Here is a 14,076-nt window from a genome sequence, read left to right as displayed (position 1 = left end):
AGGACTACTCTGCCCCGAGGATGCGCTCCGCGTTCTTCTCGCCGTCGTTCGCCTTTTCATCGAATCTGTACTCCAGGCTTTCCTTGGAGCCCCACTCGTCGTCATTCTGTGCAAAGTCACTGTTTCCGTTCACTTCGTACCACAGATGTCCGAGTTCCTTGATCTGATTCGCGCGAGCGAAACTGACGTCCTTGTTCTTCAGTGCCCCGTCCTCGGCGATCTGAGCTTGCTCGTCCTCGGTCCACGCTTTGGAGATACCGAACGCGGCATTGGCTATGTGCCCACCGACCGGGGCGAGAGGTGGGATGGTGGAGATTTCAGCAACCGCGAAGTATCCGAAATAGCCCTTCCAGCCGGCGGCCTTCTGATCGGCGGCGGTCGAATCGGCAATGGCCTGTTGGCGGGCCTGCACCTCGAAGCCGAGCGTCCGCCCCACGTGATCCGCACTCAGCGAAGGGTGATCCTTCTCGGTCAGGATGTCGTTGACCATGGACTGGTTCATGGCCTGGTTGAGTGCGGCGTACCCCTCCGGCGTCCGGGAGATCTGCTTGCTGATCTCCATCAGCTTCTGCTGATCCAACGGAGTGTCCCTGCTGCCGGCGACGGCACTCATCGTGTCGTAGGTCTCGTCACCGTGGTTGCCGAGAAGCATGGCCATGCTCTCGCGCACCTCGGGCAGCATGTCGTCCTTCTCGGCCGCGAGGCGGTCGAAGATGTTGTGGAACGCAGTGTTCTGGTCCTGGAGGTGCTCGGTGTACGTGGCGTTCGGATCGTCGGGGTTCAGTCCGCTGCCGCCCGCGTAGAGCGCGTCTCCCAGCGCCTCGGCCGCGCGGCTCTTGCCGTCCTCCAGATAAGGGTCTTCGGGCGGGTACTCCCGGTCCCTGAGGTAGTACTCGGCCGTGTCCGGGTCCTTGAACAGATCCGTCGCGAAGTCAGGGTTGTGGCTGGCGGCCTTGAGGAGGCCGGCCATCGGGTCCGAGCCGCGGCCCAGACCGGAGGGATCGAGGTCGGTGCCCTGCCAGCCGACCATGGACCACGCCTGGCCCTCGCCCCCGATCTTCTTGTCGAACGCGCGAAGTTTCTCCTCGTAGTCGTGCAGGAAGTCCTTGTCGAACTTTCCCTTCCCCATGAGGCTGCTCATGACCTGGAACCCGACCGGGTCGTGCATCGCGTGCATGTCCGGGTAGGCGATCGGTCTGCCGCCCAGTCCTATGAGGTCGTGCTTCCACTGGGCCATCTCCGGGCTCTTGACCCGGGATGCGGTCGCGAGCGTCATGCCCAGATTGTCCCGCAGCCGGACCATCTCTCTGCCGTACTCGCTCTTGGTCATGATCTCGGGGCCGTCGCCGGACATCATGCGCCAGAACTCCAGGGTCCCCTTCGGTCCCAGCTTTGTCGCCAGCCCTTCGGCGAAGACCGGGTTACTGTGCTGGAGTTCGGCCAGGTCATTGAACGAGTCAAGTTTCGTCTGGTCGATCCTGTCGCCGTTCGCCGCCTGCCTGGACAGCTCCTTGGCCAGGTCGGCCGCTTTGTCGGCATCAGCTCGGCCGACGACTTTCCGGATGTCGTCATAGCTGCCGTAGTCGGCTCCTGAGAAGTCATGTGCGTCCTGCACCAGCAGGCGCAGCCCGTCGGCGAGGGCATGCTGGCTCGACGTCGCTGCCTTCAGTATCTTCTCGATGCGGGCCTCGGCGGCCCGGACCTTCTTGTCCGAAAGCTTCTGCTTGGCCTCGTCGGCGTAACACATGGAGTCGGTGACCGTTCCGTCACTCGTCACGATCAGACCGTCGCCCTGGATGTCCTCGACGGCTCGACGCAGATCCGACTGGTGCTTGTGCATCCGCTGGCGAGTGAGATCCATCGCCCTGTGAATGCTCTTGGCCTCGTTCGCCGCGTCGTGGAACTCCCGGGCCACCTCGACGACAAACGGTTTGCTGACGTCTGCATTGGCGCCTGTCCAGTCGGCCGCCGCGGCCTTGCTCTCCAGCCTCACGACATCGGCACCTTCGCCTCTGCCGGTGGCGATGTCGTGGAATTCCTTCTTGATCCCCTTCCATTTGGTGATGGCCGCATCCAGTTTGTCGAACTTCAACTCGCTCAGGTCTCGGTATGAAACCACTTCCACGGCCACAGATCGATACCTCTCAGACCAGTTTCGTGTCGTAGTCGTTGTGGAAATAGTCCGTGATCCTGGACGCCCTGTTCATGCTGAGGACGATGTCCTCCTCGTCCCTGGCGTGGGATTTACGCGTGAAATCCAGGTGGTTGGAGATCAGACCGAAGCCGTTCTTGAGGGTGCTGACCTGCGTGCTCCAGTTTTCATTCACCTTCAGCAGCGCGTCGGCCAGATCGCTCAGACCGCCCTCGTTGAGGAGGTAGATCGCAGCCCGGTGCGTCTCACCACGCGCGTCATCCGCCTTGTTCTTGACACGGCCGTGCAATTGGAAGGCAATGTTGCCGATTTTTCCCAGTTCGTCGTCGTGCACCGTGAGGTTGGCCTTCGAACCTCCTTCGCGTGGCGACGAGCCCGACCCGTTGAGCTGCGTGCGCACAGCCTCCGCCCCGGCCGCCTTGTGAGCCTCCCACTCGTGTTCGAATTTCATGAATATCTCCCGTTGCATCCGGAATGTCGATGTCCGTGTGACTCAGTGCGCCGCTCCACGAGGCACGGAGGCGTTCTCCCTGCGGCCATACCCTGACAGCTGTCCGTACTGACTGCCCTCCACGCCTTACAGGACGCACCGTTGCAGCTGGATGGTTTCCCCGAGGGCGTGCCCGTCCGGCAGACGGCGCCCGGACGGGCAACGCACCGCACGACTACGCGTGCGCGTGACCGCCTCTCTGCGGGCCTGCGCCGCGGGACGCACGCTCCTACGGCGATGTCCTCGCGATGCCGCGTGAGTAGTGCTCCTTGAACACCTCCAAGTGCGCCCAGGTGGTCAGGCCGTGTACCTCGTCGAGGGCCTTGAGCTGTTCGGTGATGTGGTGCAGGCGGGTCGTCGAGTCGGCGCCGAGGGTGATCACCAGGTCGAAGCGGCCCACGGTGCGGGCGACGAACTCCACCCCGGGGAGCGCGGCGAGGAAGGCGGTCACGTGCTCGTCGTCGCCTCCGAGGTTCAGCCCGGCGCCGAGTGCGGGTCTGCCGCTGCCCGTGCCCCGGCGCACCACGGCGGCCACGTGCAGGGCACGGCTGGTGACGAGCCGGCTGACCCGGGCGCGGGCGGCGCTCGGCGACATGCCGACCCGGGCTGCCAGTTCGACGAACGGCATGCGGCCGTCGCGTTCCAGCAGTTCGATGAGCCGCAGGTCGGTTTCGTCGACGTGCACGTCGCTGCGGAGCGGCCCCTGGGGCATGAAGACCGAGGTGACGACGTCGGTGTAGAGGAGGGTGTTGACCGCTCGGACGCGGGGCTGTGCGCGGAGGTGGGCGAGCGCGTCGTACAGTTCGCGGTCGCTGGAGACGCGCAGTTCCGCGACGAGGTCGTGGGCGCCGCTGACGGCGGAGACGAAGACGGACGCGTCCGTGGCGCACAGTGCGCCGACCACCTCGTCGGTCGGACCCGACACGGCGACGGAGACGTGCGCGAGCGTGGTGAGCCCGAGCAGCTGGGGATGTGCCACTGCGACGATCTCCACGGCTCCGGAGCCGAGCAGGGCCTGCACCCGCGCCGAGACCGCCGTCCGCGGCGCTCCCACCCGGGCGGCCAGCTCGCTGTAGCTCGCCCTGCCGTTCTGCTGGAGTGCGGCGATGAGCAGTGCGTCCAGATCGTCGCTCATGAGTGTCCGAGACCCAATCTTTACAGAGTGATTCCGTGCTTCCGTGGAGACAAGTTTACGGCTGGTGTGACCCCAGGAAACTGATCAGCCGAAAATCAGCACCGTTGAGCGACAGAAACGCTGACAGGGCCGCGTTCCGCAGCGCACCTGGTATTGCTGCCGAGGGTGGGCGGACCTACGGTGCCGGTCACCGGAACGCCCCCGACCCCGCACGAGGAATCACATGCGCGCACTGCGCCACCAGGAGACATCGGTCCTGGACGCGACCGTCACCCTTTTCACCAGCGCCGCCCTGCGCACCGTCGACCCCGGTACCGAAGGGGCCGAGGCATTCCTCGTGCACGGGAACCGGTTCGCCGCCGTCGGCACCGTCGAGGAGTGCCGGGCCGAAGCCGCACGGATCGGCCGGCCGGCCGAGGAGGTGGATCTCGGTGGCTCCGTCGTGGTCCCCGGCTTCGTCGATCCGCACGCCCATCCCCTGATGTACGGCCAGATGATGAGCTGGGTGGACTGCGGGCCGGACCGGGCGGCCGACATCCCGGGCCTCATCGCGCTGCTGCGCACGGCGGCCGAATCCCTGCCGCCCGGCCGGCCGGTGCGCGGCTACGGCTACGAGCACCGCAACCTCGCCGAGCGCCGCCACCCCACCAAGGAGGAGCTGGACCGGGTCAGCACCGACCGCGAGGTGTACCTGATGAACGCCAGCGGCCACGGCGGGGTCGTCAACAGCCGCACCCTGGCCCGGCACGGCATCACCCGGGACACACCGGACCCGGAGGGCGGCACCTTCTTCCGGGAGGCAGGCGGGGAGCTGACCGGGGAGATCTCCGATGCCGCCTGCAACATCCTCACGGGTGTCGGCGGCGTCAAGGTCGGCCGGCACGGGCCGAACTTCCACCTGGAGGACGAGCCCGAGGAGCATCTGCGGCAGCTGCGCGCCGCGCAGGAGCGGTTCCTCGCGGGCGGCGTGACGACGGTCGGGGACTGCCAGGTGACCCGCCGCGAATTCGACACCTACCTGCGACTGGCCGACGGCGGAGAGCTGCGCACCCGCGTGGGCATGTACCTGCTGAGCCATCTGCTGGACCACGTGATCGAAACCGGGATGCACGGCGCCTTCGGCAACGCCCGGCTCTCCTTCGCGGGAATCAAGTTCTACGCGGACGGCACTCTCGGCGGCTGGACGGCCTACTTCCCCGACGGCTACGTCGGGGACCCCTGCCGCACCGGGCAGCTGTACCACGAACCGCGGGCGTACCGGGAACTCATCGGCAGGGCACATGCCGTGGGGCTCCAGACGGCCACCCACGCGCAGTCGCCCGACGCGATAGAGATGGTGCTCGACGCCGTCGAGGCCGCACAGGAACGTCACCCCCGGGCCGACGCACGGCACCGGATCGAGCACTGCGGGCTGCCCACCGCGGAACAGATAGCGCGCATGCGCCGGTTGGGCATCCACCCGGTCAACCAGACCCAGCACTACTACAACTGGGGCGAAGGCGTCACCGAGGCGATCGGCACCCCCGGCGAGCGGTTCAACCCGCTCGGCGAGTTCCAGGCGGCCGGGGTACCCGTGACACTCAGTTCCGACGCGCCCGTGGCCGAGCCGAAGCCGCTGGAGGCGATCCAGGCGGCAGTCACCCGCGTCACCCGGCGCGGGCACCAGTTGGGCGCCGGCTCGCTGCGGATCCCGGCAGCCGACGCGCTCGCCGCACACACGCTCGGCGGCGCCCGCACCCTGGGCCGCGAGCACGAACTCGGCAGCATCACCCCGGGCAAGCTGGCGGACTTCACCGTGCTGGACGCCGATCCGCTCGCCGTCGACCCCGGTTCCATCGCCGCGATCGGCGTCCTCCAGACGTGGGTCGACGGCGCACTCCAGCACTCCACCACCGCCACATCGACCGAGGGGCAGCCGTGACGGAACATGCTCAAACCCGCAGAGCACGCAAGGCGGGCGTCGCCGCGTTCGTCGGCACCACCATCGAGTGGTATGACTTCTACGTCTACGCCACCGCCGCGTCCCTCGTCTTCGGCAAGATCTTCTTTCCCGAGGGCACGGACCGGCTCACCGGCATCGCCGCCGCCTTCGCCACGTACGCGGTCGGGTTCTTCGCACGACCGCTCGGCGGTGTCGTCTTCGGCCACATCGGCGACCGGTTCGGCAGACGCAGCGCGCTGGTGATCACCCTGACCATGATGGGCGCCGCGACGTTCCTCGTCGGACTGCTGCCCACCTATGCCGGCATCGGGGTGTTCGCCCCGCTCCTGCTCGTCCTCCTCCGCTTCGTACAGGGCATCGCGGTCGGCGGCGAGTGGGGCGGCGCCGTCCTGATGGCCGTCGAGCACGCGCCGGAGGAGAAGAAGACCTTCTACGGAGGCTTCGCACAGCTCGGCAATCCGGCCGGAGCCCTGCTGTCCACCGGCCTGTTCAGCCTGCTGTCCACGTTCGGTGACGACGCCCTCGAGGAGTGGGCTTGGCGGGTGCCGTTCCTGCTGTCGGCGGTGCTCATCGTCATCGGCATCGTCATCCGGCTGAAGATCGAGGAGTCGCCGGTCTTCGAAGCCGAGCCGGAGCCCGAGGGGGGCCTGCCGCTGACGTACGCGCTCAGGACGAACTGGAAGCCCATCCTGCTGGGCATCGGCACGCTCCCCATCGCGGTGGGCGGCTACTACCTGGTGACCACCTTCATCACCGCGTACGCCACCGATCCCTCGGTGGGGCTCTCGAAGACGGTGGTACTCAACGCGCTGAGCGTCGCGGCGGTCGTCGAACTGATCGCGACGCTGGGAGTCGCCTGGCTGGGCGACAAGGTCGGGCGGGTCCGCGTGGTCATCTGGGGGCTGGCGGCGGTTGCCGTGCTGGCCGCACCCCAGTTCCTGGTGGTCTCCTCGGACTCGACGGTGCTGATCTTCCTGGTCTTCGCCGCGATGCGGCTGGTCATGGCGGCGACATACGGTCCGGTGGCCGCGGTCCTGGCCCAGATGTTCGGCCCTCAGGCGCGCTACACGAGCATCTCGGTGACCTACCAGGTGGCCGGCGCCCTGTTCGGCGGCCTCTCTCCGGTGGTGTCGACGCTGATGTTCCAGGCGACCGACAGCATCGTCCCGGTCATCGTGCTGCTCGTCGCCATGTGCGCGCTGAGCATCGCGTGCCTGCTGAGGGCACCGCAGCACACCGACGAACCAGCGCCCGAGCGGAGCCCGGGCTCGGCTGCGTCGGCCGACACGGGGGCCGGACCCGGGTGACGGGGAAGACCGGCCGCTGGCCCCGTGGCCGTGCCGGAGGGCCGGGGACACGGACCGGGCCGCCTGCTCGGGTGAGCCCGCCGCGTCCCCGGCCGTCGGCACGCCGCGCACTCACGGTTTGCGGGCGACTCCGCCGTAGGCGGCGATCCGCGGCCGCTCCCCGATCTCGTTGGCCTGCGGCCGCCATTCGGTGATGCGGACGAAACCCGGGTCGACGAACTCGAACCCGTCGAAGGCGGCGCGGATCTGATCCTGGGTGCGCGGATTGTAAGGGGCCCCGCCGGTCTTCGCGTACTCCTCGCAGAGGGTCACATACGCCTGACTGTCGATGGAGCCGTCCCACAGGACCAGGTGACTGCCGGCGGGCACCGCCTCCATGACGGTGCGCACGACACGCAGCATGTCCCCGTGGGTGTCGGCATGGCCGAGCACGCCCATGAACATGACGGTGATCGGCTGGGTGAAGTTCAGAACGTTCCGGGCGTCGGCGACGATCTGCTCCGGGTCGTGGAAGTCGGAGTTGATGTAACTCGTGACGCCCTCGTCGGAGGTGTTGGTCAGCAACGCACGGGCGTGGGCGAGCACCAGTGGATCGTTGTCGACGTAGACGACCTTGGACTCCGGTGCCGCGCCCTGTGCGACCTCATGCGTGTTCTGCATGGTGGGCAGTCCGGTACCGATGTCGAGGAACTGGCGGCTGCCGGCCTCGCGGGCCAGGTGGCGCACGGCGCGGATGAGGAACTGGCGTGACTGGACGGCCATGGTGGAGATGTCCGGGTCGATCTCCAGGCACGCTTCGCCGACGGTGCGGTCGACCTGATAGTTGTCCTTGCCGCCCATCCAGTAGTTCCAGATCCGGGCCGAATGCGGGATGTCGCTGCGGATCGCCGGTTCCTGCGGGTTCGCCATGGGCGTTCAGCTCCTCTTGGCCTTGATGTGCGACAGACGATCGCCGCGACCGGTACCTGCCGCGGGCCTCCTCCAGCCCGCAGACACCACCCGGGCACGGCCACCGCACGTTACCCCTCGGACACACCTGTCGTACCAATATTGATAATTCTTGATGCCTGTCATTCATTCAGTTCGGTTTACGCCCGCTCGGCGTCCGGTCGCCGTGCCGGTTCTCTCGGCTCCGGGCCCGCACCCCGACGCCCGGCAGGAAGCCGACGAACTCCCGGCCGCGGGCTGCTCCGTCACGCTTCTCACACCCGACACCGCATCCCGTCGCGCCATGGGCCGGGACATGACCGTCGACAGCCGGCGACCGGATACCACCCGCGCGGGTCACACGCAGGCCACCGGCCTCGCTCACACCGTTGCCGAAGTCCTGCACGGCTGAACCGCCTTACGGCGCGGTGCGGCGCCAGGATCCGTCCCCTTGGGGTGCCGTCGAGACGCCCAGGACGCGGCGCCCGCGCCCGATCGGACACGAGCCGTTGCTCACCGACGTTCGGACGGGGCCCGCCCACTCGCCCGCGGACGCGACCGCCGCCGGTCCGCTTCCGCGACACCGCAACCCCGACCAGTCATCCGGCAGCGGGACGACCCGCAAGAGTATGGAGGAACGCAATGGAGGGCGACGGCCGCAGGCACCGACGTTGCAGCAACCGATCGGCGCAGCGGCCGACATGGCGGCGGATCCGTACCCGGCATACGCCGCCTTGCGTGCCAAGGGCGCCGTGCATCGGATCCCGGTCCCCGGCAGTGGGGAGAGCTGGTTCGTCGTGACGCGGGAGGCGGCACGGACAGCGCTGGCGGATCCGCGGTTGCGCAACGACGTTCGCCACTCCTCGTCATGGCGCGGAGACGGCGGGGACTCCATCGGGCGGAACATGCTCCAGAGCGATGCCCCGCAGCACACGCGGCTGCGCCGCATGGTGGCGGGCCACTTCACACCCGGACGGATCGCAGCGCTGCGTCCGGGAATCGAGACGCTCGCCGGCGACCTGCTCGGCGCACTGCCGCGGCAGGGGCGGGCCGCGGCCTGGTGAAGCTGCCCCTCGTCCTGGGGTGACGCACTATCGGGCAAGCGGTGCCGACGGGACGTGACACCCGGCACGGGTGCCGCACCCGGGCGGTGCGCGTCCCCGTCGGCCGCTGCGCGCAGTCCCACGCCACCGGATGTCCTCACGCACGCGCGCCCCGCGGGCGGGCGCGTTCCGCGACCGGGACAGTCCGGAAGCGGGGCGCCGGGCGGAAAGGACCCGTCCGGCGCCCCGCGGACTCACTCCGAGGCGCCGGGCGGCGCGGGGGCGAGGTGCCGGGCGAAGAACCGCAGCGTGCTGTCCAGCTCGAAGGCCGGGATGTCCGCGTGCGCACCCGGGTTGGCGTGCAGGGTCTTCTCGGCCGATCCCAGGGCGTCGAAGAGCGCCAGACCCTGCTCCCGTGGCACCCGCTCGTCGTCCCACTGCACCAGGAACTCGACCGGGACGGTGATCCGCGCGGCGGGCCCGGCAGTTGCCAATACCCCGCCCAGCCCCAGCACCGCCGCGCGCACCCGGGGTTCGGCGGCGACGAACGGAACGCCGAGTCCGCAGCCCAGCGACACCCCCCAATAGCCCACCGGGCCGGAGCCGACGTACTCGAGTTCCTGGAGCGTGTCCAGAACGGAGCGCCACTCCGGGACGGTCCGGCGCGCCACCCTCGCCTGTAGGTCCGCGATCAGCGGGGCCAGTTCCTCCCCGGCCGCCGCACGGGCCCGGTTCTCGGCCGCGAGCCGGTCGTACTCGTCCTCCCGCGGCCGGTCGCCATGTCCGGGCACGTCGACCGCCGCCGCCGCGAAACCGCACTCGGTCGCGAAGCCGCGCGCGGGCCGCGATTCCCGGAGCCTGCTTGTGCTGACCGCCGCCGTGTCCCATCAGGACGAGGGGGCGGGTACCGGCAGCGCCTGCCGGTGTCCACAGCGCACCGGGGATCGCGCCAAGAGTGAAAAGCTGTTCGGTTACGCCGTCATACGACGTCTGAGAGGTGAAGCGCATAGCGTTTCGAGCCCTTCGGAATGCCTTGAGCGGGCACTCCCCGGACCATGCGAGAAGGGGAGCCCCGACCTGTCACAGCGTTGATCGGTCTCACCTCCTCGGTTCGCAGCGGCGCACGGCGGGCTGAAATTATCACAACCGGCTTGGCCCCACTCCGACCGCGGGACTCGGTGGGGCTCCTGACGCGGCGCCGGTGTGCGGAGGATCCGGGCCGGTGGATGTCGGCCGTCCGGTCGCGGCGGATGTCCACCGTGGTCGCGGCGGGCGCCGGCCGCCGTCGTCCCCGGGGCGCTGCGGTCGAGGCGGATGCCGCTGCGTCACCAGGTGCGGGGATGCTGCTGCTGAGGCATCAGCCAGCTCAGCGTGCGGCCGATGTCGCTGGGGGAGACGATCCCGACGACGTGGCCGTTCTCGAGTACCAGCACCCGGTGCTCGGCACCCGGCTCCATCCGCGGCAGCAGGTCCGCCAGAGGATCGTCCGGGCCCGCGGTGACCACTTCCGACAGCGGCAGCATCACGTCACCGACCGCAGTGGTCTCCCGCTGGTCGGCGCGAACATGCTGAGCCCGCTCCAGCGTGATCAGCCCCGCCGCGTCGCCCGCCGCCCCCACGGCCGGGAACGCCGAGTGGCGGTAGCGGTACCGGGGATCGGCGAGGAACTGCCCGATCGTCAGCCCCGCGGGCGCCAGCACGGGGTGCTCCGTCATGGCCCGCCGCACCGGCACACCGGCCAGGGTGCTTCTGATCTGCGCTTGCCGGCCCTCCGCGGTCGCGGCGGTGACCAGGAACCAGCCGACCAGCGCCAGCCACAGCCCGTCGAAGGCGCGCGCCGTGAGGAACAGCAGGACTCCCCCGACGACGAGCAGCCACCCGAAGGCGCGCCCCACCAGGGTTGCCCGGACGGCCGCCCGCAGCCGGTCCCCGCTGCGGCGCCACAGCAGGGCGCGGAGCAGGCGCCCACCGTCCAGGGGAGCGGCGGGAATGGTGTTGAAGAGAGCGAGCAGCACGTTGATGACCGCCAGCCAGGCTGCCGCCTCCACCAGGAGCCGCGGGGCGCCCAGGAGGTGGACGAGCCAGGAGCCGAGCCCGAAACCCACCCCGAGCAGCAGGCTGACCAGAGGCCCGACTCCGGCGATGCGCAGCTCCGCACCCGGCTCGGACGCCTCGGACTTCAACCGGGCCAGCCCGCCGAGCAGCCACAACGTGATGTCCTCGACGAGGACTCCGTTGCGTCTGGCGACAATCGCGTGCGCGAGTTCGTGCGCCAGCAGTGAGCCGAAGAACAGCAGCGCGGTGCCCAGTCCGGTCACCCAGTACAGCCCTTCCGCGCGCCCGGGCTCGACCTGCGGAAAGCGGCTGCGGGCCAGCACCCATGTGATGAGGGCGAAGATGAGCAGGACGCTCCAGTGGACGCCGATCCGCACTCCGGCGATCCGCCCCAGTGGGAACGTTGCACGCACGGTCGTCTCCCTGCCTCGGGGTGACTGGTGTGATGTCCGAGTCACGTGGGTGGCACGTGCCCCGCCTTGCGGGGCCCCACGTCGCCGCTTCCGGCGACGACCGGAGGCCGCCCGACCGGCGCCGCACGGCGGATCCCGCCGAGGCGTCGGAATCCGCGCGGAGCCTGCGGTGGAGCTGCCGGCTCAGTGCGGCGAGGTTCCGCTGCCGGCCCCGGAAGCCGTGTACGCCTCGTTGACCGCGGAGAAGGCCCGAGCGCCATAGATGGTCGCGGGGCCCCCGTTCATCAGGAAGGTGACGCCGATGGCCTCGGCGGCCTCTTTCGGGGTCGCTCCCTGCTGCACGGCGGCATGGGCGTGTGCGGCGATGCAGCCGTCGCACTGCTTGCTCACCGCCAGCGCGAGGGCGATGAACTCCTTGGTCTTCGCGTCGAGTACGCCTGCCCGCAGGGCCGCGTCGTGCAGTTCCTTGTAGCCCTGGTAGACCCCGGGGATGGCGTGCCGCAGCTCTCTGGTGAGCGGGCGTAGCTCTTCCCGTACGGCTTCGCCGAAGCTGCTGCTCATCAAGCGCCCCTCTCCTGCTGCTGGGTGCAGCTTCGAGTGTGCGTCCCCGAGCGGTGCCCGGCGCGGGAGGCTGGTCCTTCCGGGTGTATCCGGCCGCTTAGCCACGGCGGCCGCCTGCTGTCCACACCCGTCCGCCCCCTGTCCCTCACCCGGCCGGGCCGGGTGCCCGGCGCCCGGGCTCCGAACAGGCCGGGGCGGGGCGTAGCGTCCCCGAGAGCCGGCGCCTACGGGGCGGCCGTCGCTCCGGGCTCAATCGGTGATCTCGATGCGCTGTGCCTGCCCCTTCCCCGCCTTGGGGACGTTCACCGTGAGGATGCCGTCCGCCAGCTCCGCGCTGATGTGCTCGGCGTCGGAGTTGGGCGGCAGCGTGGTGCGGTAGTCGAACCGTCCGATGCGGCGGGTGTGCCTGCGCACCGTTCCGGTCCGTTCCTTCTCCTTGACCTCGCCACGGACATCGAGTTCGCCGTCGGAGACCTCCACGGTGATCTGGTCCTTGCGGACGCCGGGCAGCTCCAGTTCGACCCGGTAGGCGTCCTCGACCTCCTCGACGTCGGCCAGCGGAGCCCACGGCTCGGCCATGCCGAACCCGGGGAACCCGGCACCGGGAAGGGCGGCGTGCAGGAGCTCGTCCACCCGGGTTCGGAGGTTCTCCAGCTCGCTGAAGCCTGCCGCCGGAGGTCCTGCCGTGTGGTGTCGTGCGGGAACAGTCATGACTTCCTCCTGCGCTGGTTTCTCCCTCGCTGCCGCCGGCCCGTGGGGCCGCTCCCCGGTTCGCGGACGGCGAGCCGGGGCGCTTCGCCGCCGGTCACCTGGGCTGCCCGACCGTCGGACGGGCCTCCGCACGGGGGATCTGCATGCCTTCGACATCGTGCTCGGCGATGTTCAGCAGTCGCTGGGCGAGGTCACGCATGGCTCTGCCCGCCGCCAGCTCGTCACCGATCTCCGGCACGTCCGTGTCCGCCGGGTGGCAGTGGGCCGTGCCGCGGCCGGTGACCTGCGCGGCGCCGGTGTCCAGCGTCGCGTGCGCCTTCGTCGCCCCCTCGTCGTCCTCGAAGAGGTGGAGGCGAACCTTCCATTCCATGGTGTGTGACATCGTCCTCTCCTCACCCGGGTACGGAGCGGTGCGGCACCCGATGGGGTGCCGGGCAGCCGGGACCGCGCGCGGGCCCCGCAGCTGCTGCCGGACGCCGGAACAGAGCGCGGTTCGCGCGTGCTGCTCGCCTCTCCGCGGAGCTCCGGGGTACGCGAAGAGCCGGCCGGCTGCGGACGGCGGCCCTGGGCAGGCCGAGCTGCCCGAGGTTCCGACGGAGCGCCGTCGGTCCGCTCCCCCGCCACTCGATTCCGTTGTGGTGCCGGCGGCGGATCCGGTCGCGGCCCGAGAGTCGCACCTGCGTCGTGCCGCCGGTCCGTACGCGGCGGAGTGTCGGTGACCGTCCGAGCCACCTCATCCCCGCATCTTCCACTCTCCTACGCGGAGGAAGCAGCCGCCATACGACGCCGACGTCCCGTTCCCGGTGACTGAGCGTGGCGCCGTACACCGGCGCGGGGCGCTTCTGGCCTGCCGGTCCGTCGGGGACGGTGCCGGCACCGGTGCCCGGCTGCTCCTCCGAACGGCGGATCGCGGTGGCCCGCTGCCCGGGCTTCTGCTCACCTGGAACAGGCGGTTCACGCATCCCGCGCCGACGGCCGCGGCACGACCGCGGCACCAAGAGGCGGCTGGAGGCAACTGGAGGCAGGGGCGATGCACAACAACGGGTCGCGGCCAGGCGCCGCAGCCGGTCATCCCGGAGGGCCGCTCAGGCCTTGCGCGGATGCTCCCCCGGCCGGCGGGAGCATACGCCGCTGCCCCCGCGGGCCGTCCGGGCGCGGGGCCGTCGGCCGGCAGGACCGGCGGCGAGCGCACCGGGCCGGGTCCAAGGGCCGCAGCGCGACTGCCGGTACCGGGGGGCGCTCAGCTCTCGGTACCCCGCGTAAGGCTTCCCGCTGGGCATCGCTGCTCGGGGAATCGCGCGTGCCGGTCGTTGCGGCCGGGTGGCGGACCGGTGGCTGAG

The 14,076-nt window shown here is 69.8% G+C and carries 10 protein-coding genes and 2 pseudogenes; 3 read left to right on the top strand and 9 right to left on the bottom strand.

All coding sequences use genetic code 11. The features are described 5' to 3' along the window. Window positions 1-4: 4 nt before the first annotated feature. The 3 genes from ACFYMO_RS21700 to ACFYMO_RS21690 form a co-directional block, all read right to left on the bottom strand. Window positions 5-2,131 (bottom strand): hypothetical protein, encoded by a 2,127-nt coding sequence (locus tag ACFYMO_RS21700; protein ID WP_366772082.1) that lies wholly within the window; start codon window positions 2,129-2,131, stop codon window positions 5-7. A gap of 13 nt (window positions 2,132-2,144) precedes the next feature. Further along, window positions 2,145-2,603 carry a hypothetical protein gene (locus ACFYMO_RS21695; RefSeq protein WP_366772081.1) on the bottom strand — a complete coding sequence of 153 codons (459 nt, stop codon included), beginning with the start codon at window positions 2,601-2,603 and terminating at the stop codon, window positions 2,145-2,147. Window positions 2,604-2,871: 268 nt separating this feature from the next. After that, window positions 2,872-3,777, bottom strand: a complete 906-nt coding sequence (locus ACFYMO_RS21690) for an AsnC family transcriptional regulator (protein WP_366772080.1) — start codon at window positions 3,775-3,777, stop codon at window positions 2,872-2,874. A 223-nt stretch (window positions 3,778-4,000) separates the two neighbouring features. Between ACFYMO_RS21690 and ACFYMO_RS21685 the strand changes: the two genes are divergently transcribed. Continuing rightward, the gene (locus ACFYMO_RS21685) at window positions 4,001-5,698 is read left to right on the top strand and encodes an amidohydrolase (protein WP_366772078.1); all 1,698 of its coding nucleotides are present in this window, start codon (window positions 4,001-4,003) and stop codon (window positions 5,696-5,698) included. Continuing rightward, a complete protein-coding gene (locus ACFYMO_RS21680; protein ID WP_366772077.1) occupies window positions 5,695-7,026 on the top strand; it encodes an MFS transporter in 1,332 nt (443 codons plus the stop codon). Before ACFYMO_RS21685 ends, ACFYMO_RS21680 begins: the two co-directional genes overlap by 4 nt. Window positions 7,027-7,137: 111 nt before the next feature. Here the strand turns inward: ACFYMO_RS21680 and ACFYMO_RS21675 are convergent, their stop codons facing one another. Further along, window positions 7,138-7,935: an SAM-dependent methyltransferase gene (locus tag ACFYMO_RS21675; protein WP_366772076.1), complete on the bottom strand. Its 798-nt coding sequence runs from the start codon at window positions 7,933-7,935 to the stop codon at window positions 7,138-7,140. A 719-nt stretch (window positions 7,936-8,654) separates the two neighbouring features. Here ACFYMO_RS21675 and ACFYMO_RS21670 point away from each other — a divergent pair. Next, window positions 8,655-9,005: pseudogene (locus tag ACFYMO_RS21670) on the top strand (cytochrome P450); the annotation flags it as partial. A gap of 245 nt (window positions 9,006-9,250) precedes the next feature. On the opposite strand, the pseudogene ACFYMO_RS21665 reads toward ACFYMO_RS21670, so the two are convergent. From ACFYMO_RS21665 to ACFYMO_RS21645, 5 genes and pseudogenes are all read right to left on the bottom strand, one after another. Beyond that, window positions 9,251-10,004 (bottom strand): annotated as a pseudogene (locus ACFYMO_RS21665) (dienelactone hydrolase family protein). Between the two features lie 317 nt (window positions 10,005-10,321). Beyond that, a complete protein-coding gene (locus tag ACFYMO_RS21660; RefSeq protein WP_366772075.1) occupies window positions 10,322-11,464 on the bottom strand; it encodes a site-2 protease family protein in 1,143 nt (380 codons plus the stop codon). 183 nt (window positions 11,465-11,647) lie between these two features. Continuing rightward, window positions 11,648-12,025 carry a carboxymuconolactone decarboxylase family protein gene (locus ACFYMO_RS21655; RefSeq protein ID WP_388548218.1) on the bottom strand — a complete coding sequence of 126 codons (378 nt, stop codon included), beginning with the start codon at window positions 12,023-12,025 and terminating at the stop codon, window positions 11,648-11,650. Window positions 12,026-12,274: 249 nt separating this feature from the next. Further along, entirely contained in the window at window positions 12,275-12,736 is a 462-nt protein-coding gene (locus ACFYMO_RS21650) for an Hsp20/alpha crystallin family protein (protein WP_366772073.1), read from the bottom strand. Window positions 12,737-12,830: 94 nt separating this feature from the next. Then, window positions 12,831-13,118 (bottom strand): DUF1876 domain-containing protein, encoded by a 288-nt coding sequence (locus tag ACFYMO_RS21645; protein WP_366772072.1) that lies wholly within the window; start codon window positions 13,116-13,118, stop codon window positions 12,831-12,833. Window positions 13,119-14,076 lie beyond the last annotated feature (958 nt).

It is taken from the genome of Streptomyces sp. NPDC007025, assembly GCF_042869455.1.
Taxonomy (GTDB): Bacteria; Actinomycetota; Actinomycetes; order Streptomycetales; family Streptomycetaceae; genus Streptomyces.
The sequence above is the reverse complement of the archived record's forward strand: the minus strand, read 5'-3'. Positions and strand labels throughout refer to the sequence as shown.